Annotated in this window: 23 protein-coding genes and 1 tRNA gene; 14 read left to right on the forward strand and 10 right to left on the reverse strand. The window is 70.5% G+C overall.

What is annotated here, in order from left to right; all coding sequences use genetic code 11:
* Positions 1–332: 332 nt before the first annotated feature.
* Positions 333–1,481 (reverse strand): DNA cytosine methyltransferase, encoded by a 1,149-nt coding sequence (locus EXE41_RS15180; RefSeq protein ID WP_394334821.1) that lies wholly within the window; start codon positions 1,479–1,481, stop codon positions 333–335.
* Between the two features lie 129 nt (positions 1,482–1,610).
* Positions 1,611–2,219 carry a carbonic anhydrase gene (locus tag EXE41_RS15185; protein ID WP_049932855.1) on the reverse strand — a complete coding sequence of 203 codons (609 nt, stop codon included), beginning with the start codon at positions 2,217–2,219 and terminating at the stop codon, positions 1,611–1,613.
* Positions 2,220–2,437: 218 nt separating this feature from the next.
* Here EXE41_RS15185 and EXE41_RS15190 point away from each other — a divergent pair.
* Positions 2,438–2,511, forward strand: a tRNA-Phe gene (locus EXE41_RS15190).
* Between the two features lie 41 nt (positions 2,512–2,552).
* On the opposite strand, the gene EXE41_RS19385 is transcribed toward EXE41_RS15190, so the two are convergent.
* Positions 2,553–2,723, reverse strand: coding sequence for a hypothetical protein (locus tag EXE41_RS19385; RefSeq protein ID WP_167373096.1), 171 nt, complete (start codon positions 2,721–2,723; stop codon positions 2,553–2,555).
* A 60-nt stretch (positions 2,724–2,783) separates the two neighbouring features.
* Between EXE41_RS19385 and EXE41_RS15195 the strand changes: the two genes are divergently transcribed.
* On the forward strand, positions 2,784–3,521 hold the full coding sequence (locus EXE41_RS15195; RefSeq protein ID WP_086216516.1) for an HAD family hydrolase: 738 nt from the start codon (positions 2,784–2,786) through the stop codon (positions 3,519–3,521).
* On the forward strand, positions 3,518–4,513 hold the full coding sequence (locus EXE41_RS15200) for a phosphotransferase family protein (RefSeq protein WP_086220325.1): 996 nt from the start codon (positions 3,518–3,520) through the stop codon (positions 4,511–4,513). The genes EXE41_RS15195 and EXE41_RS15200 overlap by 4 nt, the downstream gene beginning before the upstream one ends.
* Before the next feature lie 23 nt (positions 4,514–4,536).
* On the opposite strand, the gene EXE41_RS15205 is transcribed toward EXE41_RS15200, so the two are convergent.
* Positions 4,537–5,094: a hypothetical protein gene (locus EXE41_RS15205; RefSeq protein WP_241987262.1), complete on the reverse strand. Its 558-nt coding sequence runs from the start codon at positions 5,092–5,094 to the stop codon at positions 4,537–4,539.
* A 212-nt stretch (positions 5,095–5,306) separates the two neighbouring features.
* Between EXE41_RS15205 and EXE41_RS15210 the strand changes: the two genes are divergently transcribed.
* Positions 5,307–5,501, forward strand: a complete 195-nt coding sequence (locus EXE41_RS15210; protein WP_004599158.1) for a cold-shock protein — start codon at positions 5,307–5,309, stop codon at positions 5,499–5,501.
* Between the two features lie 185 nt (positions 5,502–5,686).
* Here EXE41_RS15210 and EXE41_RS15215 read toward each other — a convergent pair whose 3' ends face one another.
* Positions 5,687–6,001 carry a 2Fe-2S iron-sulfur cluster-binding protein gene (locus tag EXE41_RS15215; RefSeq protein ID WP_049932858.1) on the reverse strand — a complete coding sequence of 105 codons (315 nt, stop codon included), beginning with the start codon at positions 5,999–6,001 and terminating at the stop codon, positions 5,687–5,689.
* Between the two features lie 161 nt (positions 6,002–6,162).
* Between EXE41_RS15215 and EXE41_RS15220 the strand changes: the two genes are divergently transcribed.
* From EXE41_RS15220 to EXE41_RS15235, 4 genes are all read left to right on the forward strand, one after another.
* On the forward strand, positions 6,163–7,275 hold the full coding sequence (locus tag EXE41_RS15220) for a hypothetical protein (protein ID WP_137691443.1): 1,113 nt from the start codon (positions 6,163–6,165) through the stop codon (positions 7,273–7,275).
* 86 nt (positions 7,276–7,361) lie between these two features.
* Positions 7,362–7,745, forward strand: coding sequence for a DUF5611 family protein (locus EXE41_RS15225; RefSeq protein ID WP_086220328.1), 384 nt, complete (start codon positions 7,362–7,364; stop codon positions 7,743–7,745).
* Between the two features lie 257 nt (positions 7,746–8,002).
* Entirely contained in the window at positions 8,003–8,461 is a 459-nt protein-coding gene (locus EXE41_RS15230) for a universal stress protein (protein ID WP_086220329.1), read from the forward strand.
* 90 nt (positions 8,462–8,551) lie between these two features.
* Positions 8,552–9,529 (forward strand): ROK family protein, encoded by a 978-nt coding sequence (locus tag EXE41_RS15235; protein ID WP_049932862.1) that lies wholly within the window; start codon positions 8,552–8,554, stop codon positions 9,527–9,529.
* Between the two features lie 27 nt (positions 9,530–9,556).
* On the opposite strand, the gene EXE41_RS15240 is transcribed toward EXE41_RS15235, so the two are convergent.
* Positions 9,557–10,567, reverse strand: coding sequence for a PrsW family intramembrane metalloprotease (locus EXE41_RS15240; RefSeq protein WP_049932863.1), 1,011 nt, complete (start codon positions 10,565–10,567; stop codon positions 9,557–9,559).
* Positions 10,568–10,706: 139 nt separating this feature from the next.
* On the opposite strand from EXE41_RS15240, the gene EXE41_RS15245 reads away from it, so the two are divergent.
* From EXE41_RS15245 to EXE41_RS15255, 3 genes are all read left to right on the forward strand, one after another.
* Positions 10,707–11,099 carry a hypothetical protein gene (locus EXE41_RS15245; protein ID WP_094583666.1) on the forward strand — a complete coding sequence of 131 codons (393 nt, stop codon included), beginning with the start codon at positions 10,707–10,709 and terminating at the stop codon, positions 11,097–11,099.
* A gap of 2 nt (positions 11,100–11,101) precedes the next feature.
* Positions 11,102–12,619, forward strand: a complete 1,518-nt coding sequence (locus EXE41_RS15250) for a DUF402 domain-containing protein (protein WP_137691444.1) — start codon at positions 11,102–11,104, stop codon at positions 12,617–12,619.
* A 183-nt stretch (positions 12,620–12,802) separates the two neighbouring features.
* Entirely contained in the window at positions 12,803–16,639 is a 3,837-nt protein-coding gene (locus tag EXE41_RS15255) for a glycoside hydrolase family 97 catalytic domain-containing protein (RefSeq protein ID WP_137691452.1), read from the forward strand.
* 48 nt (positions 16,640–16,687) lie between these two features.
* Here the strand turns inward: EXE41_RS15255 and EXE41_RS15260 are convergent, their stop codons facing one another.
* The 3 genes from EXE41_RS15260 to EXE41_RS15270 all read right to left on the reverse strand — a co-directional run bounded on the left by EXE41_RS15260 (position 16,688) and on the right by EXE41_RS15270 (position 18,193).
* Positions 16,688–17,023 (reverse strand): NifU family protein, encoded by a 336-nt coding sequence (locus EXE41_RS15260; RefSeq protein WP_049932866.1) that lies wholly within the window; start codon positions 17,021–17,023, stop codon positions 16,688–16,690.
* Between the two features lie 111 nt (positions 17,024–17,134).
* On the reverse strand, positions 17,135–17,473 hold the full coding sequence (locus tag EXE41_RS15265) for a hypothetical protein (protein WP_049932867.1): 339 nt from the start codon (positions 17,471–17,473) through the stop codon (positions 17,135–17,137).
* A gap of 105 nt (positions 17,474–17,578) precedes the next feature.
* The gene (locus EXE41_RS15270; RefSeq protein WP_137691445.1) at positions 17,579–18,193 is read right to left on the reverse strand and encodes a 2Fe-2S iron-sulfur cluster-binding protein; all 615 of its coding nucleotides are present in this window, start codon (positions 18,191–18,193) and stop codon (positions 17,579–17,581) included.
* A 145-nt stretch (positions 18,194–18,338) separates the two neighbouring features.
* On the opposite strand from EXE41_RS15270, the gene EXE41_RS15275 reads away from it, so the two are divergent.
* Together EXE41_RS15275 and EXE41_RS15280 are read left to right on the forward strand one after the other, a co-directional pair.
* On the forward strand, positions 18,339–18,821 hold the full coding sequence (locus EXE41_RS15275) for an RNA-binding protein (protein WP_049932869.1): 483 nt from the start codon (positions 18,339–18,341) through the stop codon (positions 18,819–18,821).
* An 88-nt stretch (positions 18,822–18,909) separates the two neighbouring features.
* Entirely contained in the window at positions 18,910–19,770 is an 861-nt protein-coding gene (locus EXE41_RS15280) for an endonuclease/exonuclease/phosphatase family protein (RefSeq protein ID WP_086216787.1), read from the forward strand.
* Positions 19,771–19,778: 8 nt separating this feature from the next.
* Here EXE41_RS15280 and EXE41_RS15285 read toward each other — a convergent pair whose 3' ends face one another.
* Positions 19,779–20,582, reverse strand: a complete 804-nt coding sequence (locus tag EXE41_RS15285; RefSeq protein WP_137691446.1) for a DUF1028 domain-containing protein — start codon at positions 20,580–20,582, stop codon at positions 19,779–19,781.
* 454 nt (positions 20,583–21,036) lie between these two features.
* Between EXE41_RS15285 and EXE41_RS15290 the strand changes: the two genes are divergently transcribed.
* Entirely contained in the window at positions 21,037–23,112 is a 2,076-nt protein-coding gene (locus tag EXE41_RS15290; RefSeq protein WP_137691447.1) for a PrkA family serine protein kinase, read from the forward strand.

Below are 23,112 nucleotides of genomic sequence, written 5' to 3' on the forward strand. Positions count from 1 at the left end.
TGTGTCGGCTTTTTATCTTCGACCTCCGCGAGAGCGTCGCGGAGGTCGTCAAGAGTGGCGGCGTCAAGCGTGGACATACTTGCTAATCACACTCTAACCTAAAGAATATTTAGCTGACAGTATCAAAAGGGCAGCCGGGAGGCGGGCGCAGGTGACGCAAGCACCGCAGTGAGGGAGCGAACGGAGTGACGAGGAGCGCAGCGAGCGTGCGCCCGCCTCCCGGCTGGGACTTTGGAGGTGTTCACCACTGATCCACCGGCGCCTGTTTATAAATAGACCGCCAGGATTTTGAAATTCCGCACCGCACCACCGATCACTATTTAAAAACGATCTCAGGCCAAGTCAGTCAGCGACTGCTGTTCGTACACGTCGGGGTCGGCGGGGGGCGCGTCCCGGATCTCGGGGTAGTACTCCAGCAGCTGCGTCGCCAGCTCCTCGCCGAGCCGGACCGGGACGGCGTTGCCGATCTGTTTCATCACGTCGGTCTTCGTCCCCTCGAAGACGAACTCGTCGGGGAACGTCTGGAGCCGAGCCATCTCGCGGGGCGTGAGGTACCGGTCCTCACTGGGGTGGATGAAGACGTTCGTGCTCACCGTCAGCGACGGCTCCTCGGGGTCGAGCCGGCGGAGGTACGTCCCGTACCGCTTGACGATCTCCGGCTCGTGCGGGCAGGTGTCGGTGTCCTCGCAGTCGCACTGGTACTTCTTCGTCTTCAGGCGGTCGGGGAGGTCGCGGTAGTAACCGCCCGGGGGAACGTGACGGATGCGTTCGAGCGTCTTCTCGCCGGTGTCGGCGTACGTCATGTTCGGGAGGTCGTCGGTCGCGTCCGCGAGCGCCTCGCCGGCGGTGCGCCAGTGCCCCTCGGGCGTCGTCGGCTCAGGAAAGCGGATCGGCACGTCGCGATTGGTGCCCATGAAGAAGATCCGGCGGCGCTTCTGGGGGACGCCGTACTGTTCGGCCTCCAGCACTCGGTACTCGCACTTGTAGCCGTGCGCCGCGAACTCGTCGACGATGAGGTCTTTCACGTACCGGTCGTCACTGGTCTGGCGGTTGATCAGGTCGCGGACGTTCTCCATCAACACCAACTGTGGTTCGAGGACGGAGACGACCCGGAGGAACTCCTCGAACAGCGTGTTCCGGCGGTCCTTCTCCATCTCGTCGAGCTCGATCTGCTCGTTGTTGAGCCGGCTGAACCCCTGACAGGGCGGCCCGCCGATCACCACGTCGACGCCGTCAGGGTCGTAGCCCGCGCCCGCGGCCGCCTCGCGGATCGCCGGGGCGTCAAGTTCGCGCACGTCCCCTTCGAGGAACTCGGTGTCGGCGAAGTTCCGTCGGTACGTCTCCGCCGCGGGCTCCCACTGGTCGCTCCCGAGGGCCACGTCGAAGCCCGCCCGCTCGAATCCCAAGTCGAGGCCGCCGCAGCCGGAGAAGAAGCCGGCGACCACCGGCGCGTCAGCGTCGGCGTCAGCGCCCACCGGGATCACCTCGGCGATGCGGGGACACGCGTGCTCGATCCATTTCGTGCCTCGATTCGCCGCGGGCGCATAAAAGCGTCACACCTCAGGCCGGGACGGCAGGTTCGCTGGCGGCCGGCGCGTCGTCGTCCGGCGTCAGGCCCGCCGCTCGCTGATCTCCTCGGCGATCCGCTCGTCGGGGCGGCGGAGCTCGCCGGACTCGACCTCGTAGACGTAGCCGGAGACGGTGGTGTCGTCCGGGATGAACGCGGACTCGCGGAGGTACTCGACCTGCGCGGCGCAGGCCGCGTCGATGTCGTCGGTCATCTTCACCCAGTCGAGGAGGTCGGCGTCGCCGATCGTGAGCTCCGGCAGCGACGGGTCGAGGTCCGCGGCGTCGATGTCGCCCGTCTCGGCTTCGAGCCCCTCGCGGATCGCCTCGTCGGGCGCGCTCATCATCCCGCAGTCGGTGTGGTTGATAACGACGATCTCGTCGGTGTCGAAGAAGTTCGTCGTGAGCGCGGCCGACCGGATCACGTCGTCGGTCACCTTCCCGCCGGCGTTGCGGAACACCTGCGCGTCGCCGAGGTCGATGCCGAGCGCCTCCTCGATCGGGATTCGCTCGTCCATACAGGCGACGACGAGGAGGTTCTTATCGGTCGGGATCCCTTTCCGGCGGCGGCGCGCCCAGTCGTCGCGCTCGTCGACCGCGGCGTCGAGATGTTCGTGGTGCGCGTCGTGGTCGGCGTGGTCGTGCGATGGCATCGCTCGATCGGAGGGGTGGGAGAAAGGGGATCGTTGCGAAAACCGAGATCCCCGCCGTCGACGCGGATCGGCGGCGATATCGTCCGATATCGAGGACGCGTGGCAGATCGGTCGATCCGGATTCGACCGACGCGGGCGGGCCGAGGCGTCGACCGAGGCGGTCCGCCCGCGGCCTTTCGAAATCCTTTTGTCCCGAATCGGCATTGATGTGAGTGCGAGCCGCCTTAGCTCAGACTGGGAGAGCACTCGACTGAAGATCGAGCTGTCCCCCGTTCAAATCGGGGAGGCGGCATATTCTGAACCCGCGAGCGACAGCGAGCGGACGACCGCGGGTCACTCGTCGTCGACGAGGACGGTCGCGAGGCGGTCGCCGCAGTGCGGGCAGTTCAGCGTCTGCCAGGTGTCGGGATCCAGATCGCCGAACGGCTCGGACCGGCGCGCGTCCGCGGCGGCGACGCTCGCGCCGCAGGTCTCGCAGTCGTGGGTGTCGTCGGGATCGGTCATCGCCGGGCGTACGGGCGCCTCGGCGAAACCGACTTCGCCGCGCGGCGCCTCCGATCGTCCATGAGCCGGTTCGCGGCGGTGGCGTTCGACCTCGACGACACGCTGTGCCGCCACGACCACGACGTGGACGCCCTTTACCGCCGGGCGTTCGAGGAGGCGGGCGTGGAGCCGTTCGGCGAGCCGGAGGAGCTGTGGCCCCTCCTCGACGGCCCGCCGGACCCCGACGATCGCGTCGGCTACCTCGGCGCGGGGTTCGCGCGGTTGGCGGCGCAACACGGGAGAGACGTGGACCCCGTCGCGCTCGCGGCGGCGTTCGAGGCGGTCGCGGACGAGTCGCGGGTGGCGTACCTACCGGGCGCGACCGAGGCGCTGGCGGCCGCGGCGGCGGCGGGTCCCGTGGGCGTGCTCACGAACGGTCCCGAGGACCGCCAGCGGGCGAAGATCGAGGCGCTCGGGTTGGACGATCTCGTCGACGCGATCGTGTACGCCGGGGACCTGCCCCGCCGGAAGCCGCACGCGGAACCGTTCGAGCGGCTGACCGCGGCGCTGTCGGTCGATGCCGAAGAGACGCTGTACGTCGGGAACTCGCTGTCGTACGACGTCGCGGGCGCGCACAACGCCGGGCTCCGGTCCGCGTGGCTCCGCGCGAGTCCCGACGACGCGCCCGGCGCGTACGGGCCGGACCACGTCGTCGACTCGTTAGCGGAGATCGCGGACCTGCTGGCCGAGGGGCGCGGAGCCGACGGCCGCGAGCCCGGAGGCGAAGCAGCGGCGACCGGGCCGGAGGAGAGTCGGTGAGCGACGCGGTCAGGGGTCGCGCCCTCGCCAAGGCGAGACCGGGGGCGACGGTCGCGAGCGTCGAACCGCTCGGGCGGGGGAACCGCAAGCGGACGGAGGTGGTGCGATTCGAGAGCGCCGCGCCGGTGGTCGTCCAACGCTCCGAAACGCCGGCCGCGACCCGGACCGAGGCGGCGCTGCTGACGGCGATCGGCGATCGGACGGGCGTGCCAGTTCCCCGGCCGCTCGGCGAGGGCGTCGCCGACGGGACGGGGTGGTTCGTGACGCCGCTGGTCGACGGCCGCGACCTCCACGAGGCGTTCGTCGACCTCGGTCCGGCGGACCGGCGGGGGGTCGCGCGGGCGTTCGGCCGCTGGCTCGCGGCGCTCCACGAGGCGTTTCGGTTCTCGGGGTGCGGGCGGCTCGCGGTCGACGGCGCGGCGGGCGGCGGAGCGATCGACGCGGAGTCGGTCCTCGGACGCGACGCGTCGCTGTCCGTCCGCAATCCGGTCGGCGCCGACGAGTGGCTCCGGGAGTTCGGGGAGCGACACGCCGACCGGCTCCCCGAGGAGTTCGACGGGCTCCGCGCTCGGCTTCGGGACGCGTTCCGGGAGTCGACCGCGTGCGACACCGATCCGCGGCTGTTCCCGTGGGACTTCCGCCCGGGGAACGCCCTCGTCGCGGACGGCGCGGTGACGGCCGTCCTCGACTGGGAGGTGCCGCTGGCCGCCCCGCGTGGCGTGTCGGTCGCGAAGACCGAACACCTCGTCGTCGACTGGTACGTGCCGGCGGCCGAGACCGGGCCGCTCAGGCGGGCGTTCCGCGACGGCTACGAGTCCGTCGCGCCGCTCCCGCGCGTCGAGCGTGCCCACCGCGCCGCGGCCGTCGCGAGCGCGGTCGTCGACGGCGAGGGCGTGGTGACGAACCCGCGCTACCCGCCGGTCGACCGCGACGCGGCGGTCGAGTTCCACCGACGGGCGCTTCGGCGCGCGCTGGACAACGGACCCGGATAGACCACTCCGAGACGAGGCGCCGGTCAGTACAGCGCCGTGGCCGCGAGGATGCCGGCGGTCTGGCCGAGGCCGACGAGCGCGATGCCCGCGACCGTCCCCGCCGCGGAGCCGGCGAACGCGGCGACGACCGCGCCCACGACCGAACACGCGGCCGCGGCGTGGTGGACGGTCGAGCGCGGGGCCGTCGCGTCGCGAAGCCCCGTGTAGACGAACGCCGGCGCGGGCAGGAGCATCCAGCCGTAGAAGGCGACGCCGAGGAGCGCGCCGGTCGGGAGCGCGGCCGCGAGCCCGGCCCCGTCGCGTGCGAGGAACCCGAGGACGCCCGCGAGCGTGACCGGGGTCCCCGCGAGGATCACCAGCTTCCACGCGCGGAGGACTCCCGTCGCCATGTCGCGCCACGAGGCGACGACGAAGGCGACGAGCAGGGCGCTCATGACGACGTGCGCGACGAACAGCGCGTGGAGGGAGACCGCACCGAGGACCGTCGCCGCGGCGACGCCCCACGCCGCGGGGACCAGCAGCGCGGGACCGTTCTCGCGGAGCGTGATGGCGGGGCCGTCCGCTTGGTACTCGTGTGACACGTTGGTCGCTTCCGCGCCGAGGAATATAAACGTCGGCGTCCGGTGGGGCGCCGAAGAACGACACGATCCGGTCTCGCTCGCGCCGCGAATCTGTTGTTCGGGCAGTGTTCGCTGATAAAGTTTCGGTTATTCGGAAACGATCGTCTAGAGAGAGTCGTGGTAACTGTACACTCGCAATCCTTATGACCCGACAGGGCCTCTCTCTATTCGCAATGGCGACCGGAAAGGTTGATTTCTTCAACGACACTGGCGGCTACGGATTTATCGAGACTGACGACGCGGACGACGACGTGTTCTTCCACATGGAAGACGTCGGCGGCCCGGACCTCGAAGAGGGCCAAGAGCTCGAGTTCGACATCGAGTCCTCCGAGAAGGGTCCCCGCGCGACGAACGTCGTTCGGCAGTAAGCCGATCCGAGAAGGTGGGTCGGTCCGGCTGACGCCGAACGCGACTCTGACACACGGTATCAAACGTTTTCGTCCGCGTCGCGGGCTCGCGTCCGCCGCGGTCGTATTTTACGCTCGACGAGCGCCTCGCTCGTCGCGTGCGCGCGTCGTACCCGGAGAAGAGATGAGAGCGACCGCGTCCGCGCTCAGATGTGTTGCCCGAAGAGCCCGCGGCCCTTCGTCACCTCGACGTCGCCCTCGACTTTCGTCTGACAGGAGAGGCGGACGTCGTGGTTCGGGTGGTGCGGCGGGAGCCAGAGACGGGCCTTCTCCTTCTTGCTCGGCTCGCTGACCTCGCCGTCGACCTGGACCGCACAGGAGCCGCACGACCCGGAACCGCGGCAGTTAAGCTGTTCCATCTTGCCGTTGTAGACGGAGAGACCGGCCTCTTTGAGCACGTCGCGCAGATTGGCGCCCTTCTCGCACTCGATTTCCTCGCCCTTGTAGGATACAGTAGGCATGTCGACTCACGGTACGCGAGCGATCCACAAAAGAGTCTGTGTCCGCGGGGCGCGGCGACCGGAACCGCGAGCGCCGACCGCGGCACGTCCAGAAATGCTCGTGTGCCGAGCGTCGGACGCCGACGGGGCGTTTTTTACCCTCGGCACCGCAGGGTGGCACAATGGGACTCAGGTGTCTGCTCGGACACGACTTCGGCGAACCCGAACTCCAGCGCGAGCGCGAGGAGGAGGGCGACGAGGTCGTCACGACCGTCAAGGAGGTGAAGACCTGCGCTCGCTGCGGCGAGACGCAGATCGTCAGCGAGAATACCGAGGTGACGACGATGGAGCAGCTGGCGGACGAGGCCGCCGCGAACGCCGGCGGCGAGACCGCTGGCGCGTCGGCCGCGGCGCCGACGCGCGACGACGCCCCGGACGCTGCCGAGGAGGGCGCCGGACCCGGCACGGCGTCGGGAGGGGTCGGTGCGGCCGACGCCGGGACGGCGGACGAGGGCGTGACCCTCGACGAGGAGCCCGGAGCCGGGAGCGACGACGCGGTGATCCTCGACGACGGGGCCGCGGCCGACGAGCCGGCGGGGCCGACCGGCGCCGCTCCGGCCGCGGACCGCGTCGACGCGGCGACGGGCGCGGCGGACGGTCCGGACGCGCCGGACGACGCGGGCTCGCCGGACGGAGCAGATCCGGCGGACGAGGACGCGGAGGTGTTGGGCGCGGGCGGCGAGTCGGCGTCCGCGCCGTCGCCCCCGGCCGAGACCGAGTCCGGTGCCCCCTCGGGCGACGAGGCGGACGCGGAGAGCGACGACGGCGTGATCCTCGACGAGGACGAGGAGCCGGCCGACGACCGGGAGCGGGGCGCGTGGCCGGTGGTCGACGAGGAGGACGCCGGCGCCGACGGAGCGACCGCGTGGCCCGATCACGGCGGCGAAGACGAGGGGTTCAGCGCGGAGGTCGGTGAGGGCGGTGACGCCGACGTCGAGTTCGGCGGCGGGCTCACCCCGGAGGCCGCGGACGGGCGGGAAGAGCAGGAATCGGCGACGGAGTACGTCGAGGCGCCCGACGACGGCGAGGGCGCCACGTTCGACGCTGGCGGCGAGGGCGGGACGGGGATCACCCGGGGCGAGAGCCCCGAGTTGGAGACGGTGGGCGACGACGCCCCGACGGAGTACTACTGTCCCGAGTGCGGGATGGTCCGGGCGGCGGACGGGAGTTCGATGCGCGCGGGAGACATCTGTCCGGAGTGTAAGCGCGGGTACGTCGACGAGCGTCCTCGGTAGGCGAAGCGGAAGCGGGCCGTTCGGGCCGAACCCGCCGAGCGGCCGTGACGAAACTGGTTTACGCCGGCCTGTCGAACGGTCGCGGCATGAAGGAGTACAAGATGCGCCGCGGCGAGCATCTGGACGACCGCATGCCGGACCTGAAGGGTTCGATCGAGGAGTACTTCGGCGAGGTCACCGGCACCGAGGAGTGGGAGGGGCACGAGCTGTACGTCGTCGCCGACCCCGACAACCCGGTGTTCGAGCGCATCGTCGCGGGCGCCGCCGAGTACGGGAGCAAGAAGGACAAGCTGGCGGTCCACTTCGAGGAGCGCCCCGCCGAGGACGTCATCGCGGAGGGGAACGCCGACGCCGCCGCGGACGCCGTCGACGTGAAAAACGACTTCCTCCTGGAGGCGACCGGGCGCGACGCGAAGTCGCGCCGCGACTCGCTGAAGCGCGAAGTCGAGGACGACGCCCCCGATTACTGAGCGGTTTCTGCGGCGACCGGTTCTCGTCCGTCGAGGAAAGCGCGGAGCCCGCTAGCGTCCCGCTCGCGCGACTGAACCCCGCGAGAGAGTTGTCACCGTCCTCGAAACGTCGTCGCCTCCTCACGGGAAGCGTCATCGCCCGACGAGAATCGGCTCCACTCGGCGGTGAGACTGTCAGGATCGATCTGGTGAATATTTATTCAGATTTGAGTTAAAACTCCGGCAGTTTTAAGCCGTACGGGGACGAAACGGTGTGTATGAGCATTGAGACGGTCGTGCTGGCGGTCGGATCGGAGGACGGGAAACGCGTCGAGCGGCTCGCCGAGGAGATCATCTCCGTCGCCGAGCCGGCGGACGCCGAGGTCGTGTTGACCCACGTGTTCGACAGGGAGGAGTTCGACGAGACCAGCGCGAAGCTCGGGTTTGAGCCGGAGAGCGAGAGCTCGACGCCCGACGCCATCGCGGAGCGACACACCACCACCCGGGAGCTCTCGGAGGCGCTCTCCGAGGCCGGCGTGCGACACTCCGTCCGGGGCGCGGTGGGAGACCTCGCGGACGAGGTCGTCGAGACGGCCGAGGGCCTCGAAGCCGACCGCGTCGTGGTCGGCGGGCGGCGCCGCTCGCCGACCGGGAAGGCCGTCTTCGGCAGCGTCGCGCAGGAGGTCATGCTCTCGGCGCCGTGCCCGGTCACCTTCGTCCGCGAGCCGGCGTCGTAACGCGGTTTCGCGGTACGGACCCCGTTTGTTATTCACGGTCGACCGCGCGAAGCGTCCCGCTTAAGTGAGACGGGTCCGCGCTTACACCCGATGTACTACGTGGGCGTCGACCTCGGGGCGACGAACGTCCGGGCGGCCGTCGGCGACGAGAGCGCGGCGGTCCTCGGCTCCGCGTCGCGGGGTACGCCGCGGGGACCGAACGGCATCGCCGTCACCGAGGCCGTGTTGGAGGTGGTCCGCGGGGCCTGTACGGACGCGGGAATCGCGCCGAGCGAGGCGGTCGCGGCCGGGATCGGCTCCATCGGTCCGCTCGATCTGGCGGAGGGGGTCGTCCAGGGGCCCGCGAACCTCCCGGACACGGTCGAGCGCATCCCGCTCGTCGGGCCGGTCGGTCGGTTGCTCGACACCGACGAGGTGTACCTCCACAACGACACCATCGCGGGCGTCATCGGCGAGCGGTTCCACTCCGAGCGCAACCCCGACGACATGGTGTATCTCACTATCTCCTCGGGGATCGGCGCGGGCGTCGCCGTCGACGGGAACGTCCTCTCTGGGTGGGACGGCAACGCCGGCGAGGTCGGCCACATGACCGTCGACCCGCACGGGTTCATGACCTGCGGCTGCGGGCTCGACGGCCACTGGGAGGGGTACTGCTCGGGCAACAACATCCCGAAGTACGCCCGGGAGCTCCACGAGGAGGACCCCATCGAGACGATCCTCCCGATCGAGGACCCCGACTTCTCCGCGGTCGACGTGTTCGAGGCGGCGGGCGAGGACACCTTCGCCGACCACGTGATCGACCAGGTCGCCCACTGGAACGCCATGGGGATCGCCAACATCATCCACGCGTACGCGCCGCTCGTCGTGAGCGTCGGCGGCGCGGTCGCGCTCAACAACCCCGACCGCGTCCTCGACCCGATCCGCGAGAAGCTCCCGGAGATGGTGTTCATCAACGTCCCGGAGGTTCGACTCACCGACCTCGGCGACGACGTCGTGGTGAAAGGCGCCCTCGCGAGCGCGCTGACGGGCGGGACCGGCGACCGGGCGCGCGTCGAGAACGCGCCTTGACCGAGCGCGGCGACGACGGCCCGCGGGCTACTGCTCGAACTCGTCGAGCTCCGGTTCCACGTCGGCGCCGACCGCGTCGCGCGTGTCGAGATACGCGTCGCGGTACCGCCAGATCTTCCGGAGGAGGACGTACCCGAACGCGCCCTGGAAGACGATGACGAAGCCGAACAGCGCGAGGACCTGCGGGAGGCCGAAGAGTCCCGCGGCGACGCCGGTCACCGGACCGACGAGCGTGTTGTACAGCGCGTGGATCGCCGCCGCGAGGACGAGCCCCTTGACGATGATCGGGCCGCGGTTCCCGGGATTGAACTTCGCGAGCCCGAGATAGTAGCCCGCGAACGCCGAGTAGACGACGTGTCCCGGTCCCGCGAGCGCCCGGAGCGCGGCGATGCCGTCGCCGGCGCCCAGCGCCGCGATGCCGACCGTCAGCTCCGCCATGTCGACGTTCTGGGCGATGTACACGAAGTTCTCGATGACGACGAAGCCGAGCCCCGCGATGGCGCCGTAGACGGCGCCGTCGATGACGGCGTCGAAGCGGGCGTCGGTGTACGCGTACAGCCGCACCGCGAGCAGCTTCACCGACTCCTCTATCGGGCCGACGACGACGAAGAAGAACACGACGATTCCGAGGAAGCCGAGCGGCCGGAAGTACGGCTGGAGCACGCTGTTCAGGATCGCCGCGAACGTCGCGGTGAGGATAGAGAGGAGGAACGTCGCCACGAGGAGCGACAGCGGCTCGCCGGTCGTCACGTCCGAGACGTACACGTACGCGGCCAGCCCCAGAGCGGGGATCACGGAGAGCCCGAGGAGGACCGCGATGGCCGGGTCGAAGAGGAGCCCGAGTCCGAACGAGCCGAGGATCGCCAAGAGTCCGACGAACGCGACGAGGACGACCCCGGCCTTCGCGGAGCGCGTGAGGAGCCAGTACAGCGCGACCGACAGCCCGTCGAGGGAGGTGCGCTCCTCCCACGTCGCGACATCGTAGAGGTCGCGGTCGTCGTCGGCCCGAGACGCGATCGGGTCCTCATCGCTTGGCATGGCCCCCGTTTCGCCCCCCGGTGACTTAACGGATTGGCGGAACCGGACGGGCGCGCTGAGGCCGGTGGGCGGGATGCGTCACCGACCGCGCTCGCTCCGCGGCCGACAGGATTGAAACCGCGGCGGACGAAGGTCGGGTATGCACTTCGATCCGCGGGTCCAGCGCGCCCTGAAGGAGGCCGGGCTGGACGCCGACGCCGTCGCCGACGCCTCGGACCGAGTCGCCGAACTCGTCGCCCGCGACGCCGACCGCCTCCGAGAGTTCTTCGACGGCGACGACCCGTACTACTCGGACATGGAGATGGCGCACAGCGCGGCGTCGAGACAGGAGCACGCGAGCGCCGACGTGGACCTGTTCACCCACGGGAGCGACCTCCGCGGGTACCTCTCGCTCGACGGGTGGGGCGTCCCGGTCGAGGGCGGGCGGGTCCTCCGCGAGGCCGACGACGGCGCCCCAGTCGTCGTCGAACTCTCGCTCGGCGACACGGTGAACGACCGCGTGCGGTTCGCGCGCGAGCGCGAGGAGCTGTGACGATGGCGCGAGCCCGCGTCCGCGGCATCTACGCGACGGCGCTCACCGCGCGCCTGCTCGACGCCGGCCACGAGGTGGTGGACGCCTCGCCGCCGATCCGCCGGCGGTTCGACGCCGAGTTCGGGACCGAGCCGCCGGCCGTCCGGATCGGGACGAGCGCGGACCGGCAGGGGGTCGGCGCGCACGGCGACGCCGGCGCGCTCGGCGCGGTCCGAGATCTCCTGACCGACGCGGGCCGCGACGCGCTCGCGTGGCCCGACCCGACGCCGCCGGGGACCGTCCTCGACGGCGAGGTGACGGAGACGCTCGGCGGCGGCGCGGTCGTCGACCTCCGAGTCGGCGGCGGGCGAGTCGGCGGCGAGGGCGGCGACGTGACGGGCACGCCCGCCGCGGCCGTCGAGGGGTACCTCCCGTACGGGGCCGTCGACGCCCGGGTCGAGACGGGGGACGCGGTCCGGGTCCAGGTGCGCGAGTCGGCCGCGCCGTGGACGGACCGTCGCCCCGAACTCGCCGGGGAGTTGCGGGTCGGCGGCGACCTCGTCGCGCTCGAACCGGGGTCCGGGACGCGGGTCGACGCCCGGGACGACGAGGCCGCCCGAGAGCTGTCCGGGATGCTCGACCTGCTCGACCTCGAACCGCCGACGGGCTGGCGGGCGGTGTGGCAGCCCGCCGCCGTCGACGCCGACACGGAGGCGCTGACCGCGGGCCTCGACGCGGCCGTCGAGGCCGCCGAGGGGCTACGCGCGGCGACCGGAGCGGACGACGAGAGTGGAGTCGACGACGGGACCGGAGACGGGCTCGGCGTCGTCAGCGACCGGAGCCGGCTCCGCGACGCCCCGCTCGCCGCGCCGAACGCCGGCGTCTGGGTCTGGTTCGGCCGCGAGAGCCGGTCGGGACTCGACGACGCGCGGCGGACCGCGACCGCGACGATGCCCGGCCACCACCGCGTGAAGGCGGGGTCGGCGGACGCCTCGGCCGGCGTCGACCTCGCGGAGGCGCTCTGCGACCCCGCTCCCGACGCCGAGTTCCCGTTCGCGGTCGTGGCCGACGCGTTCGGCCCGCGCGAGGGCGACGCGCTCCGGATCGACCACGGGAAGCCCGACGGCCGGCTGATCACCCTCGGCGAGGGGACGGTGACGGGAGTCGACGCCGACGGGACCGTCACCGTCGAGCGCGAGATGACCGGCGGGGGGACCTACGACGGGCTCGGCGTCGACCGCGAGGCCGGCGACATCGCCGAGACGAGCCTGAAGGAGGGGCGCTGGTGGTACCCGACGACGTACCGCGGCCGCGACGGGACGGTCCGCGGGACGTACGTCAACGTCTGTACGCCCGTCGAGGTGTTCCCCGACGCGGCCCGCTACGTGGACCTCCACGTCGACGTGATGAAACACCCCGACGGGACGGTCGAGCGCGTCGACGACGAGGAGCTGGCCGAGTCGGTCGCGGCCGGCCACACCCCCGAGGCGCTGGCCGAAAAGGTGCGGAGCGTCGCGTCGGCGCTGGAGAACGCGCTGTAGAGGTGGATCGGCGGGCGGCGGTCCAGACGCCGAGGCGCGCCGACTCGGTCGTTTCGAAATCCAATCACTTCGATTCGTTACAATAACATTATTATTCATCGCATACACGCTGCGGACGGAATGCGTGAGAAACGATCACAGCAAACGTTTGACGGCGCGACGCGGCGGGGGTTCCTCGGGAGCGTGGGGGCGCTGGTCGCCGCCGCGGCCTACTCGCGAGACGTGTCGGCCGACGACGCCGCGCGAGTCGACAACGAGGCGGACGACCCGGTCCAGACGGTCGAGTCGCCCGACGGATCGATCGCGGTCACGGTCGACGTCACCGGCGGATCCCCGACCTACGAGGTCGCTCGCGGCGGCGAAACGTACGTCGGACCGTCGACGGTCGGGTTCGACTTCCGGAATCAGCCGTCGTTCGGCGCGAGCGCCGACGGGGAGTCGGGCCCGGTGACGGTCACGGGCACCGAGCGCGAGTCGGCAACCGAGGAGTGGGAGCCGGTGTGGGGCGCGTACGAGGAGGTGTCCGCGGAGTACCGCGCCCTGAGCGTCGGGCTCGCCGACGCCGCCGGGGACGCGGACGGGTCGGGCGCCCCCGCGGCAGACGCGCGGACCGCGACCCTCCAAGTGCGCGCGTTCGACGACGGGGTCGGCCTCCGGGTCGTCCTCGGGGAGGGGTTCGCGAGCCACTCGGAGAAGGCGGTGATCGACTCGGAGAACACCGGCGTCGACTTCGCGGCCGACTACGACGCCTGGTGGATCCGCAACGAGGTAACCAATCCGCGGTTCGAGCAGGAGTACGCGGAGACGCCGCTGTCGGAGATACCGGCCGGGAGCCGCGAGACGCGGCCGACGGACACGCCGACCCGGACCGGCGCGCACACGCCGCTGACGGTGGACGCGGGCGACGCGTACCTCAGCGTCCACGAGGCGAACCTCGACGACTACGCGGCGGCGACGCTCGCGCCCCGCAGCGACGACGGGGGGACGGCCTTCGCGACCGAGCTCACGCCGCTGCCCGACGGGTCGAGGGCCTCGCTCGACCTCCCGGCGGCGACGCCGTGGCGGACGATACAGGTCGTCGACCGGCCGGGCGAGCTGATCGAGTCGCAGCTCGTCCCGCTGCTCGCCGACCCGCTCGACGAGTCGGCGCTGCCGACCGCGGGCGGCGAGCCGGACGCCGACTGGATCGAGCCCCGCAAGTACGTCGGCATCTGGTGGACGATGATCGCGGGGCAGGCGAACTGGGAGTACAAGTCGGACGACGAGATCGCCGGGAACGACGGAAATCCCGCCGCGTACGTCCACGGTGCGCGGACCGAGCGCATGAAGCGGTACATGCGCTTCGCGAGCGAGAACGGGATCGACAGCGTGCTCGTCGAGGGGTGGAACGAGGGGTGGGACACCTATCCCGGGGACGGCACCGGCTTCGGCTTCGGCGTCGACGACTCCTATCCGGACTTCGACGTGCCCGAGGTGACCGACTTCGGCGCGTCGCTGCCGGACCCCGTCGAGATGACGATCCACAACGAGACGGCCGGTAACATCCCGCAGTACGAGGCCGCGATCCTCGACGAGGGCGTGTTCGCGGGGTACGAGGCCGAGGGGATCAACTCGATCAAGAACGGGTACGTCTCGGACCCGGGGCTCGGCATCGACGGCGACGGCGCCGAGCCGACCCACAACCAGCACAACCAGCTCGCGGTGAACCACCACCGGCTCGCGATCCGTGAGGCGGCCGCGAACCGTCAGCTGCTGGAGATCCACGAGGGGATCAAGCCGACCGGCGAGATCCGGACCTACCCGAACGTGGCGAACCGCGAGGTGGTGAAGGCCCAGGAGTACGACGGGTTCGGCCAGCTCGGATCGAACGTCGGCCGCGACCACCACGTCACGCTCCCGTTCACGCGGAACCTCGCCGGCCCGGTGAGCTTCCAGCCGGGTATCTTCGACGTGACCTTCGGCGACGACCGCGGCGACCAGGTCCAGACGACCCGCGCCAAGCAGCTCGCGATGTACCCGACGTACCTCAGCGGCCTCCAGATGGCCGCCGACCGGATCGAGGGGTACGTCGACGAGACGTTCGAGGTGGGCGAGGGGCTCCAAGCCGCGGCTGGCGAGCGCGACGGACTGGTGACCGACGACACGTGGCGGGACGCGTTCGGCACGAACCACGTCGCCGTCGACCCTAACCGCGCACCGAGCGGCTCGTCGGTGACGTACGTCGTGCGCGGCGTCGAGGAGCCGGGGACATACGACCTCCACCTCCGGTACGCGAGCGCGCCGGAGGAGAACGCGCAACGCGTGATCGACGCCGGCGGGCCGCGAGCGACGCTCCGCGTCGGCGACGCGAGCCGGACGATCGAACCCGACTTCACCGCCTACTGGGACGACTGGCGGGTGTTCACGACCGAGGTGGAACTCGACGCGGGCGACACCGAGATCGCGGTCGAGCTCGACTACGAGGACGGCGGAGACGGGTTCACCGGCGACGTGGGGGGATTCAACCTCAACGCGGTCGCCGTCACCGAGTCGGGCAAGCCCTCCCCGATCCCGGCCGAGTACGAGGGGTACGTTCCGGAGAACGAGAACTTCGACGCGAAGCCGGAGTTCTCCTTCGTCGAGTCCGTCCCGGCCGCCGGCTGGGACGAGACGCGCGTCGTCGGCGCCGCGATCGGCGACTACCTCGCGATCGCCCGCCGGCACGGCGACGAGTGGTACGTCGGCGTCATGACCGACGGGGCGGGCCGCGCGGTCAACGTGCCGCTCGACTTCCTCGCACCCGGTAAGTCCGGGGACGCGCCGGGGCACGGCAAGGGTGGCGGAAAGGGGAAGGAGAAAGGGAAGAATAACGGGAACGGCGGCGGCCGCGACGGCCCGAAGTACGTCGCGGAGATCTACTCGGACGCGATCGGAGGAGGCGTCGACGCCGACCCGACCGGGGTCCGGATCGACGAGGCGATCGTCACCCCGAGCACGACGCTGCTCGCGTCGCTCGCGCCGAGCGGCGGAACTGCTGTCAGGTTCCGTCCGGCGCGGGGCCGCGAGATCGGTCGACTCCCGGAGTACGAGCGGCCGGAACAGGACATCTCGATCGAGATCGCGGAGGAGGCCGACCTCGACGAGTCGTTCATCGCGGGGACAGGGTCGAACGACGCCGGGTTCGTGGGCGGCACGAACGTCGAGATCGTCGTCGACGGCGAGGTCGAGACGCTCGCCAACGTCCGGCTCCCGCCGAACGCGACGGACGAGACGGTCGAACTCGGCTACCGGGTCACGGCGATCGGCACCTACGACGTCGCCGTTCGCGACCCGGAGACCGACGAGGAGCTCGCCGCGGAGACGGTTACCGTCGCTCCCGGCGACGTCGTCGCCGAGCTGACCGACCCGAAACGCGACGACGACGGGCCCGGCGAGTACATCTACCCGACGGACGGTGCGTTCCGAGACGGCGCGTTCGATCTGCGCTCATTCCGCGTCTTAGAGACCGAGAAAGAGTACCGGTTCACATTCGAGGTGGAGAACCTCTACGACGCGTTCGGCGGCGACTTCTCGCCGCACTACTTCCTCGTCTACTTGCGCGATCCCGACGCGAACGGCGGCCGCACGAGCGCGCTGGACGATCTCGGGCTCACCGCCGAGTTCGGCGCGCCGTGGCAGTACCGGATCGACGCCAGCGGCTTCGCGAAAGGGATCACCGACGCCGACGGCGGAGACCTTGGCACGCCGGAGGTGTTCGTGAGCTTCGAGTCGAACACGGCCGTCGTCTCGGTGCCGAAGTCCGCGGTCGGCGGCGACATCTCTGGCTGGGAGGTGGCGCCGGTCGTCGGCTCGGAGGACCGCGGCAGCTTGCGCGCGGTCGCCGAAGAGGCCGGGACCTTCGTCTTCGGCGGCGCGCGCGAGGGCGCGGCCGGGAACGCGCCGCGGGTCGTCGACCTCGTGACGCCGGACGGCGTCTCGCAGGCCGACGCGCTCGACTACGGCCCCGATTCGCTCGCGTCGCTGCCGTTCACGTCGCTATAAGAGAGGCGGCGGAATCGAGAGGCCTCGCGGCGGGACGGCCCGCCGCGTTCAGAAGTGATTCGCGGAGTCGGTCTCGTGGCGGAGCTCGCCGCCGCGACCGCCCTCGACCGTCGAGGCGCCCTGATCGCCGGAGGAGGCGGTCCGCACCGTCACGTTGTCGACCTCGTCGAAGTCCATGATGAGGTCGCGGCGGATGTTGTCGGCGGTGATGTTCGAGATACCGCAGCCGGAGCAGGTGCCGCCGAGCTCGACGACGACCTCGCCGGTCTCGGGGTTCGCCTCGCGCACGACGCTCGTGCCGCCGTGCATCTGGATGATCGGCATCTGTCCGACCATCCACCGCTCGACCCGGTCCGCGAGGCTCTCGTCGCTCTCGTCGCTCATTACCTCCAATACATCGCCGACGGTATGGAAAGTTGCGGTTTAGGAGCCGTCGGGCGCGTCGAAAGGAACTGTGTCATCGTCGATGAGACGGAACGGCGGCAGTCGAGCGCGCTATCGCTCCCCGTCGTCGCCCGAGTCGGCCGCGTCGCCGGACTGGCTGGGGAGCCGCGTGGGGTCGGCCGGGTCGTCGCCGTTCAGCGAGTCGTCGCGTTCGAGCACGTACAGCAGCGGCCCGAGCGCGGTCAACACGAGGACCCCGGGTAGGGGCGCGTCGGGAACCGCGAGTAGCGTGACGAGGCTCGCACCGCCGGTGAGCACGACGAGCGCGGCCCACGCCGCCGGCGAGCCGAGGTCGACGCCGACGCGCGCGGCGTCGCGGTAGACGGCCGCGGCGATCAGCGCGACGACGACGCCTCCGCCGCCCCCGACGAGGGCCGTGGTGACGGACATACGGCTCGTTGGACCGAGACGTGAAAAAGGGTGTCGCGAGCGAGAAGGACTGGGAACGAGCGCGGAATCGAGAACGGGTGGGAGAGTCGAGACCAGGAAACGGGCCTACGGCGCCTCGCCGGTCTCGATGCTGAAGGAGTCGCGCGGGTACGCGACGCAGGTGAGCGTGTAGCCGTCGTCGATCTCGGCCTCTTCGAGCATCTGCTGGTTGTCGTGCTCGACGAAGTCCTCGGAGGGGCCATCCGCGATCTGCCCGGCACAGGAGACGCACTGGCCCTGTCGGCAGGCGTACGGGAGGTCCCACCCCTCGTCTTCGCCCTGTTCGAGGATGGGCTCGTCGTTGGAGAGCTCGACCGTCTCGCCCTGCTTGACGAACTCGACCTCGTAGTACTCCACCTCGTCTTCGGGGATGTCACCGGGGCCGGAGCTGACGGTGCCGCCCTCTTCGAGCTCGCCCTCCCCGCCCTCGGCGCCGCCCGTCGGGATGGCGCCGCCGCCACCGCCGCCGCCGACCGCGCGGTTACCCGGTTCCGGGAACTCGGTCTCGGGGACCGACGACGCGCGGTGTTCGAGCACTTCGTCCGAGACGTCGGTCGTGGGTTCCCACCCCGTCCCCCGCACCGAGGTGACGAGGACGACGAGAAGCGTCGCGACCGCCGCGAGGACGATCGCGGGGGGATTCACGATCGCCACGAGCACGATCGCCAGTGGGCTGAGCATACGAATGGATATGGAGAGGTGGTTTAAGGCCGTTTTGATCGGTCCAACGAGTCGAGACCGTCGCCGCGGAGCGCCCGCCGCGGAGCGACCCCCGGACGAGGCGGGGAGCGGTCCATTTATCGGCCGAGCGGTCGACGGAACGCCCATGGAAGTGAAATCTCGGCACCACCTCCGGAGCGACGAGATCACGGCGATCCGCGAGGCGGTGGCCGACCACCTCGGGGTCGACATCGACGGCGAGGCGTTCGAGTTCGTGGAGTTCGTCGACGCCGGCTACGAGCTCGTCTTGGTCGACGGCGACCCCGCCGTCTTCTACGTCGACGACGACGAGCCCTTCCTCACGGTCCGGGGGGCGAACGACTTCGACCCGGAGACGGGCGTCGTGACGGTCGACGCAGGGGCGATCTCCTTCGTCTCCGACGGCGCCGACGTGATGCGCCCGGGGATCGTCGAGGCCGACGAGGCGATCCGCGCGGGCGACCTCGTCGTCATCGCCGAGGAGACCCACGGGAAGGTGCTGGCGGTGGGCCGCGCGATGGTCGACGGCGACGCGATGGTCGGCGACAGCGGCAAAGTCGTCGAGTCGATCCACCACGTCGGCGACGACCTGTACGAGTTCTCGGTGTGAGCGGTCGGGAAGCGGCGGCCTCGATTCGTTCCGCGACACGTCCCGCGCTCCGCGCATTTTAATCGCCTCGCCCGCGACCCCCGACGTAATGACCGCGATCCGGGTGCTGAGCTACAACGTCCGCTACGCCAATCGGGGCGACCACCACGACGCCTGGCACGACCGCCGAGACGCCGTCGCGCGCCTGGTCCGCTTTCACCGGCCCGACATCGCCGCGTTTCAGGAGCCGCTCCCCGGACAGCGCCGCGACCTCCGCGAGCGACTCCCGGAGTACGAGTTCGTCGGCCGGGGTCGCGCGACCGACGGCGAGGGCGAAGGGTGCCCGATCGGCGTCCGGGGCGACCGCTGGGAAGTCACTCGGAGCGGGACGTTCTGGCTCTCCGAGACCCCGGACTCGCCGTCGGTCGGGTGGGACGCGTCCCACCCGCGGATCGCGACGTGGGCCCGAGTGCGCGCCGTCGACGGCGACGCCGCGCTCCGCGTCGTCAACACGCACTTCGACCACGTGAGCGCGCGGGCGCGGCGCGAGTCCGCCCGCCTGCTGCGCGAGCGGCTCCCGGCGATCGCGACGGGCGACGAAGCCGACGCCGACGGGACGGCCCCGGTCGTCCTCGTCGGCGACCTCAACTGTACGCCCGGGTCGGAGCCGCACCGGATTCTCATCGGCGACGACGCCGGAACCGGGGGGACCGTCGACGGAGGAGCGGTCGACGGAGGGGCGACCGACGACGCGCCCGCGCTTCGCGACGCCGCCGTTGCCGCCGACCTCCGGCACGGCCCGGAGACGAGCCTCACCGACTTCGCCCGCCTCATCGACGGCCGCCGGATCGACCACGCGCTCGTCTCGCCGGAGCTTTCGGTCGAGGCGTTCGCGACCCTCGCGGACCGCGACGACCGCGGGCGGTACCCCTCCGACCACCTGCCGATCCTCGCGCGGCTGTCGATGTAGCGGGCCTTCTACTCGTCGTCTGTTTCCGTCTCGTCGTCCGTTGCCTCGTCGGGCTCCCTACCGTCGTCCGTTGCCTCGTCGGGCCCCCTACCGTCGTCCGTTGCCCCGTCGGCTTCTCTCTCGTCGTCGGTCTCCTCGTCCGCGTACTTCTCCAAGACGGTCTCGTAGCCGCGCTTGGCCGTCTCGTACGTCTCGCGGAGGTCCGCCACCGGCGTCTCGCTCGCGTCGACCCGGAGGTCGTTGTAGTACGGGTCGTCAGTCTCCTCCTCCGTGTTACACACGAGCAGCGCGGCGGACTGGACTTCGAGATCCTCGCGCTTGTCGCCCCCCGCGGCGTGGCCCGCGGCGAGGGCGTCGATCAGCCGCTCGGCGAGGGGCGCGTCGCCGTGGGCGTCGGACTCGTAGGCGGCCGCGGTGTCCTCGACCACGTCCTCGCCCGTCAGGAGGTTGCCCGCGACGGTGTAGTTCTCTCCCTCCCGGTGGCCGTACCAGCCGTTACACTCGTCGCCGGAGAACGCGAACGTCCCGTCGGCATCGACGCCGTGGAGCTGGCGCTGAGCGCTCCCCTCGTCGGCGTTCAACAGCGCCTCCAGCGCGTCGTCGACCGCGAGCCCGTCGCCGAGGTACTCGATCCCCTTCCGTCCCAGTTCGACGTTGACGAGCGACTGGGTCGCCACCGCGCCGTCGGCCGAGGCGAAGGGACACAGCGTGCCGACGCCCGGCAGGCGGGTGGTCACCGCCACGCCGAACCGGGTCTGGTCGTCGCCGTCCTCGTCGGTGTACCGCTCGCGAACGCAGATGCTGAACGTCACAGGCGTACTGGGACGGCGCCCCGCAAAAGGGTGGGTGCCGGGGTCGATGGTTCCGGTTCTCAGCGACGGGCGCGCGGACAGCGCGCGTCTCGAACGGGGCCCAACCGGCGCGCGCGAGGGATTCGAGAGAGCCGACGCTCGCCGCCGCCGTAGATCCCACGGGTCGCTGATAAAACCGGTCGAGGGACCGTCGGCGAACCGGTCGGATCCGGTGAGGGCGCAGGCGCCGGTCGCTGAGTGATGCGTGTCAACGGGCGACATACTTATCAGTGGCAATCCCTCTCACATATATAGCCTCGGATACGGGCGAGGCGACCACCGACACCGACGCGCGCCCCGACGACGCGCCGCTCGCGGCTCGACGAGCTGTTGACATGCGCACGAAGAGCGGCCGCTCCGGCCGTCGCGTCGACCGTCGGCGACCCCGCCGCGCCCCCCGAGCGAACGTGATACGATGGCAGACCGACAAACGCTTGAACGGCTCAGCGAGGAGTACCGGACGGAGGTTCCCGACGACCTCAGAGCGGCGCGCTCGTTCGACTGGTACCTCGACGCGCTGTACGACGACCCCGGGATCGCGCGGAACGCGCACCAGCGCGTCGCGGACATGTTCGACCACTACGGGACGCACTACGACGAGGAGCGCGGCGTCGCCGAGTACGCGCTCGCCGCCGAGGACCCGCTCCACGACGGCGAGAACGTCTTCTACGGCCGCGAGGTCCACGAGGCGATCCACGAGTTCGTCAACAAGGTGAAGTCCGGGGCCCGCGGACTGGGTCCCGAAAAGCGGATCAAGCTCCTGTTGGGGCCGGTCGGCTCTGGGAAGTCGCACTTCGACTGGCTCGTGCGCCGCTACTTCGAGGCGTACACCCGGGAGGACGCGGGGCGGATGTACACCTTCCGGTGGGTCGACCTCTGTTCGGTGATCGACGACCAAGACCCCGACGACGACACGGTCCGCTCCCCGATGAGTCAGGACCCCCTCGTCCTCCTCCCGAAGCCGCAGCGGCAGGCGGTGATCGACGACCTGAACGAGCGGCTCGACGCGCCCTACACGCTTCGGAACGACCAACACCCGGACCCGGCCTCGGAGTTCTACCTGAACGAACTGCTCGCGCACTACGACGACGACCTCCAGCGCGTCCTCGACGAGCACGTCGAGGTCGTCCGGCTCGTCGCAGACGAGAACCGCCGGGAGTGTATCGAGACGTTCGAGCCGAAGGACAAGAAGAACCAGGACGAGACGGAGCTCACCGGCGACGTCAACTACGCCAAGCTCGCCGTCTACGGCGAGTCCGACCCGCGGGCGTTCGACTATGCCGGCGCGTTCTGTAACGCGAACCGCGGCCTGTTCTCCGGCGAGGAACTGCTCAAGCTCCAGCGGGAGTTCCTCTACGACTTCCTCCACGCCTCGCAGGAGTCGACGATCAAGCCGAAAAACAACCCGCGGATCGACATCGACCAAGTGATCGTCGGCCGGACGAACATGCCGGAGTACCGCGAGAAGACCGGCGACGAGAAGATGGAGGCGTTCAACGACCGCACCAAGCGGATCGACTACCCGTACGTGTTGGAGTACGAGAGCGAGGCGGAGATCTACCGGAAGATGCTCGCCAACGCCGACGTGCCCAACGTCCACGTCGAGCCGCACGCGCTGGAGATGGCCGGCCTCTTCGGCGTGCTCACCCGGTTGGAGGAGCCGACCGACGAGACGGTGAGCCTGTTGGAGAAGGCGAAGGCGTACAACGGCGAGCTCGAAGACGAGGAGATCGACCGGCGGAAGCTCCGGGAGGACGCCGCCGAGTCCGCCGACGTCGGCGAGGGGATGGACGGGATCTCCGCGCGGTTCGTCGGCGACGAAATCGCCGAGGCGATCATGGACGCGACCCACCGCGACCGCAGCCACCTCTCCCCGTTGTCCGTCTTCGATCACTTCGAGGCGAACCTCGGCGGCCACGGCTCGATCGCGGCCGACGACCTCGGCCGCTACGAGCGGCTCTTGGAGACCGTCCGCGAGGAGTACCGCGAGCGCGCGATCGAGGACGTGCGCCACGCGCTGGCGTACGACGTGGACGAGCTCCGGCGGCAGGGCGAGAAGTACATGGACCACGTGATGGCGTACATCGACGACGACACCGTCGACGACGAGCTGACCGGCCGCGAGACCGAGCCGGACGAGACGTTCCTGCGCGCGGTCGAGGAACAGCTCGACGTGCCCTCGGACCGCAAGGACGACTTCAGACAGGAGGTGTCGAACTGGATCTCGCGGCGCGCCCGCGAGGGGCGCGGCTTCGACCCGCAGGAGAACGACCGCCTCCGGCGCGCCCTCGAACGGAAGCTGTGGGAGGACAAGAAGCATAACATCAACTTCTCGGCGCTGGTGTCCGCGACCGACCTCGACGACGAGGACCGGAGCGCCTGGGTTTCGGCCTTGGTCGACCGCGGATATTCCGAGGACGGCGCCGCAGAGGTGTTAGAGTACGCGGGCGCGGCGGTCGCGCGCTCGGAGATAGCGGACGGCGGGGACTGA

The organism is Halorubrum sp. SD690R, assembly GCF_005435035.1.
GTDB lineage: Archaea > Halobacteriota > Halobacteria > Halobacteriales > Haloferacaceae > Halorubrum > Halorubrum ezzemoulense.

Coding starts and splice junctions, on each gene's coding strand:
- EXE41_RS15185 (WP_049932855.1), bottom strand. CDS start 2,219: ATGCCATCGCACGACCACGCCGACCACGACGCGCACCACGAACATCTC.
- EXE41_RS19385 (WP_167373096.1), bottom strand. CDS start 2,723: ATGACCGATCCCGACGACACCCACGACTGCGAGACCTGCGGCGCGAGC.
- EXE41_RS15195 (WP_086216516.1), top strand. CDS start 2,784: ATGAGCCGGTTCGCGGCGGTGGCGTTCGACCTCGACGACACGCTGTGC.
- EXE41_RS15210 (WP_004599158.1), top strand. CDS start 5,307: ATGGCGACCGGAAAGGTTGATTTCTTCAACGACACTGGCGGCTACGGA.
- EXE41_RS15215 (WP_049932858.1), bottom strand. CDS start 6,001: ATGCCTACTGTATCCTACAAGGGCGAGGAAATCGAGTGCGAGAAGGGC.
- EXE41_RS15220 (WP_137691443.1), top strand. CDS start 6,163: ATGGGACTCAGGTGTCTGCTCGGACACGACTTCGGCGAACCCGAACTC.
- EXE41_RS15225 (WP_086220328.1), top strand. CDS start 7,362: ATGAAGGAGTACAAGATGCGCCGCGGCGAGCATCTGGACGACCGCATG.
- EXE41_RS15230 (WP_086220329.1), top strand. CDS start 8,003: ATGAGCATTGAGACGGTCGTGCTGGCGGTCGGATCGGAGGACGGGAAA.
- EXE41_RS15235 (WP_049932862.1), top strand. CDS start 8,552: ATGTACTACGTGGGCGTCGACCTCGGGGCGACGAACGTCCGGGCGGCC.
- EXE41_RS15240 (WP_049932863.1), bottom strand. CDS start 10,567: ATGCCAAGCGATGAGGACCCGATCGCGTCTCGGGCCGACGACGACCGC.
- EXE41_RS15245 (WP_094583666.1), top strand. CDS start 10,707: ATGCACTTCGATCCGCGGGTCCAGCGCGCCCTGAAGGAGGCCGGGCTG.
- EXE41_RS15250 (WP_137691444.1), top strand. CDS start 11,102: ATGGCGCGAGCCCGCGTCCGCGGCATCTACGCGACGGCGCTCACCGCG.
- EXE41_RS15260 (WP_049932866.1), bottom strand. CDS start 17,023: ATGAGCGACGAGAGCGACGAGAGCCTCGCGGACCGGGTCGAGCGGTGG.
- EXE41_RS15265 (WP_049932867.1), bottom strand. CDS start 17,473: ATGTCCGTCACCACGGCCCTCGTCGGGGGCGGCGGAGGCGTCGTCGTC.
- EXE41_RS15270 (WP_137691445.1), bottom strand. CDS start 18,193: ATGCTCAGCCCACTGGCGATCGTGCTCGTGGCGATCGTGAATCCCCCC.
- EXE41_RS15275 (WP_049932869.1), top strand. CDS start 18,339: ATGGAAGTGAAATCTCGGCACCACCTCCGGAGCGACGAGATCACGGCG.
- EXE41_RS15280 (WP_086216787.1), top strand. CDS start 18,910: ATGACCGCGATCCGGGTGCTGAGCTACAACGTCCGCTACGCCAATCGG.
- EXE41_RS15290 (WP_137691447.1), top strand. CDS start 21,037: ATGGCAGACCGACAAACGCTTGAACGGCTCAGCGAGGAGTACCGGACG.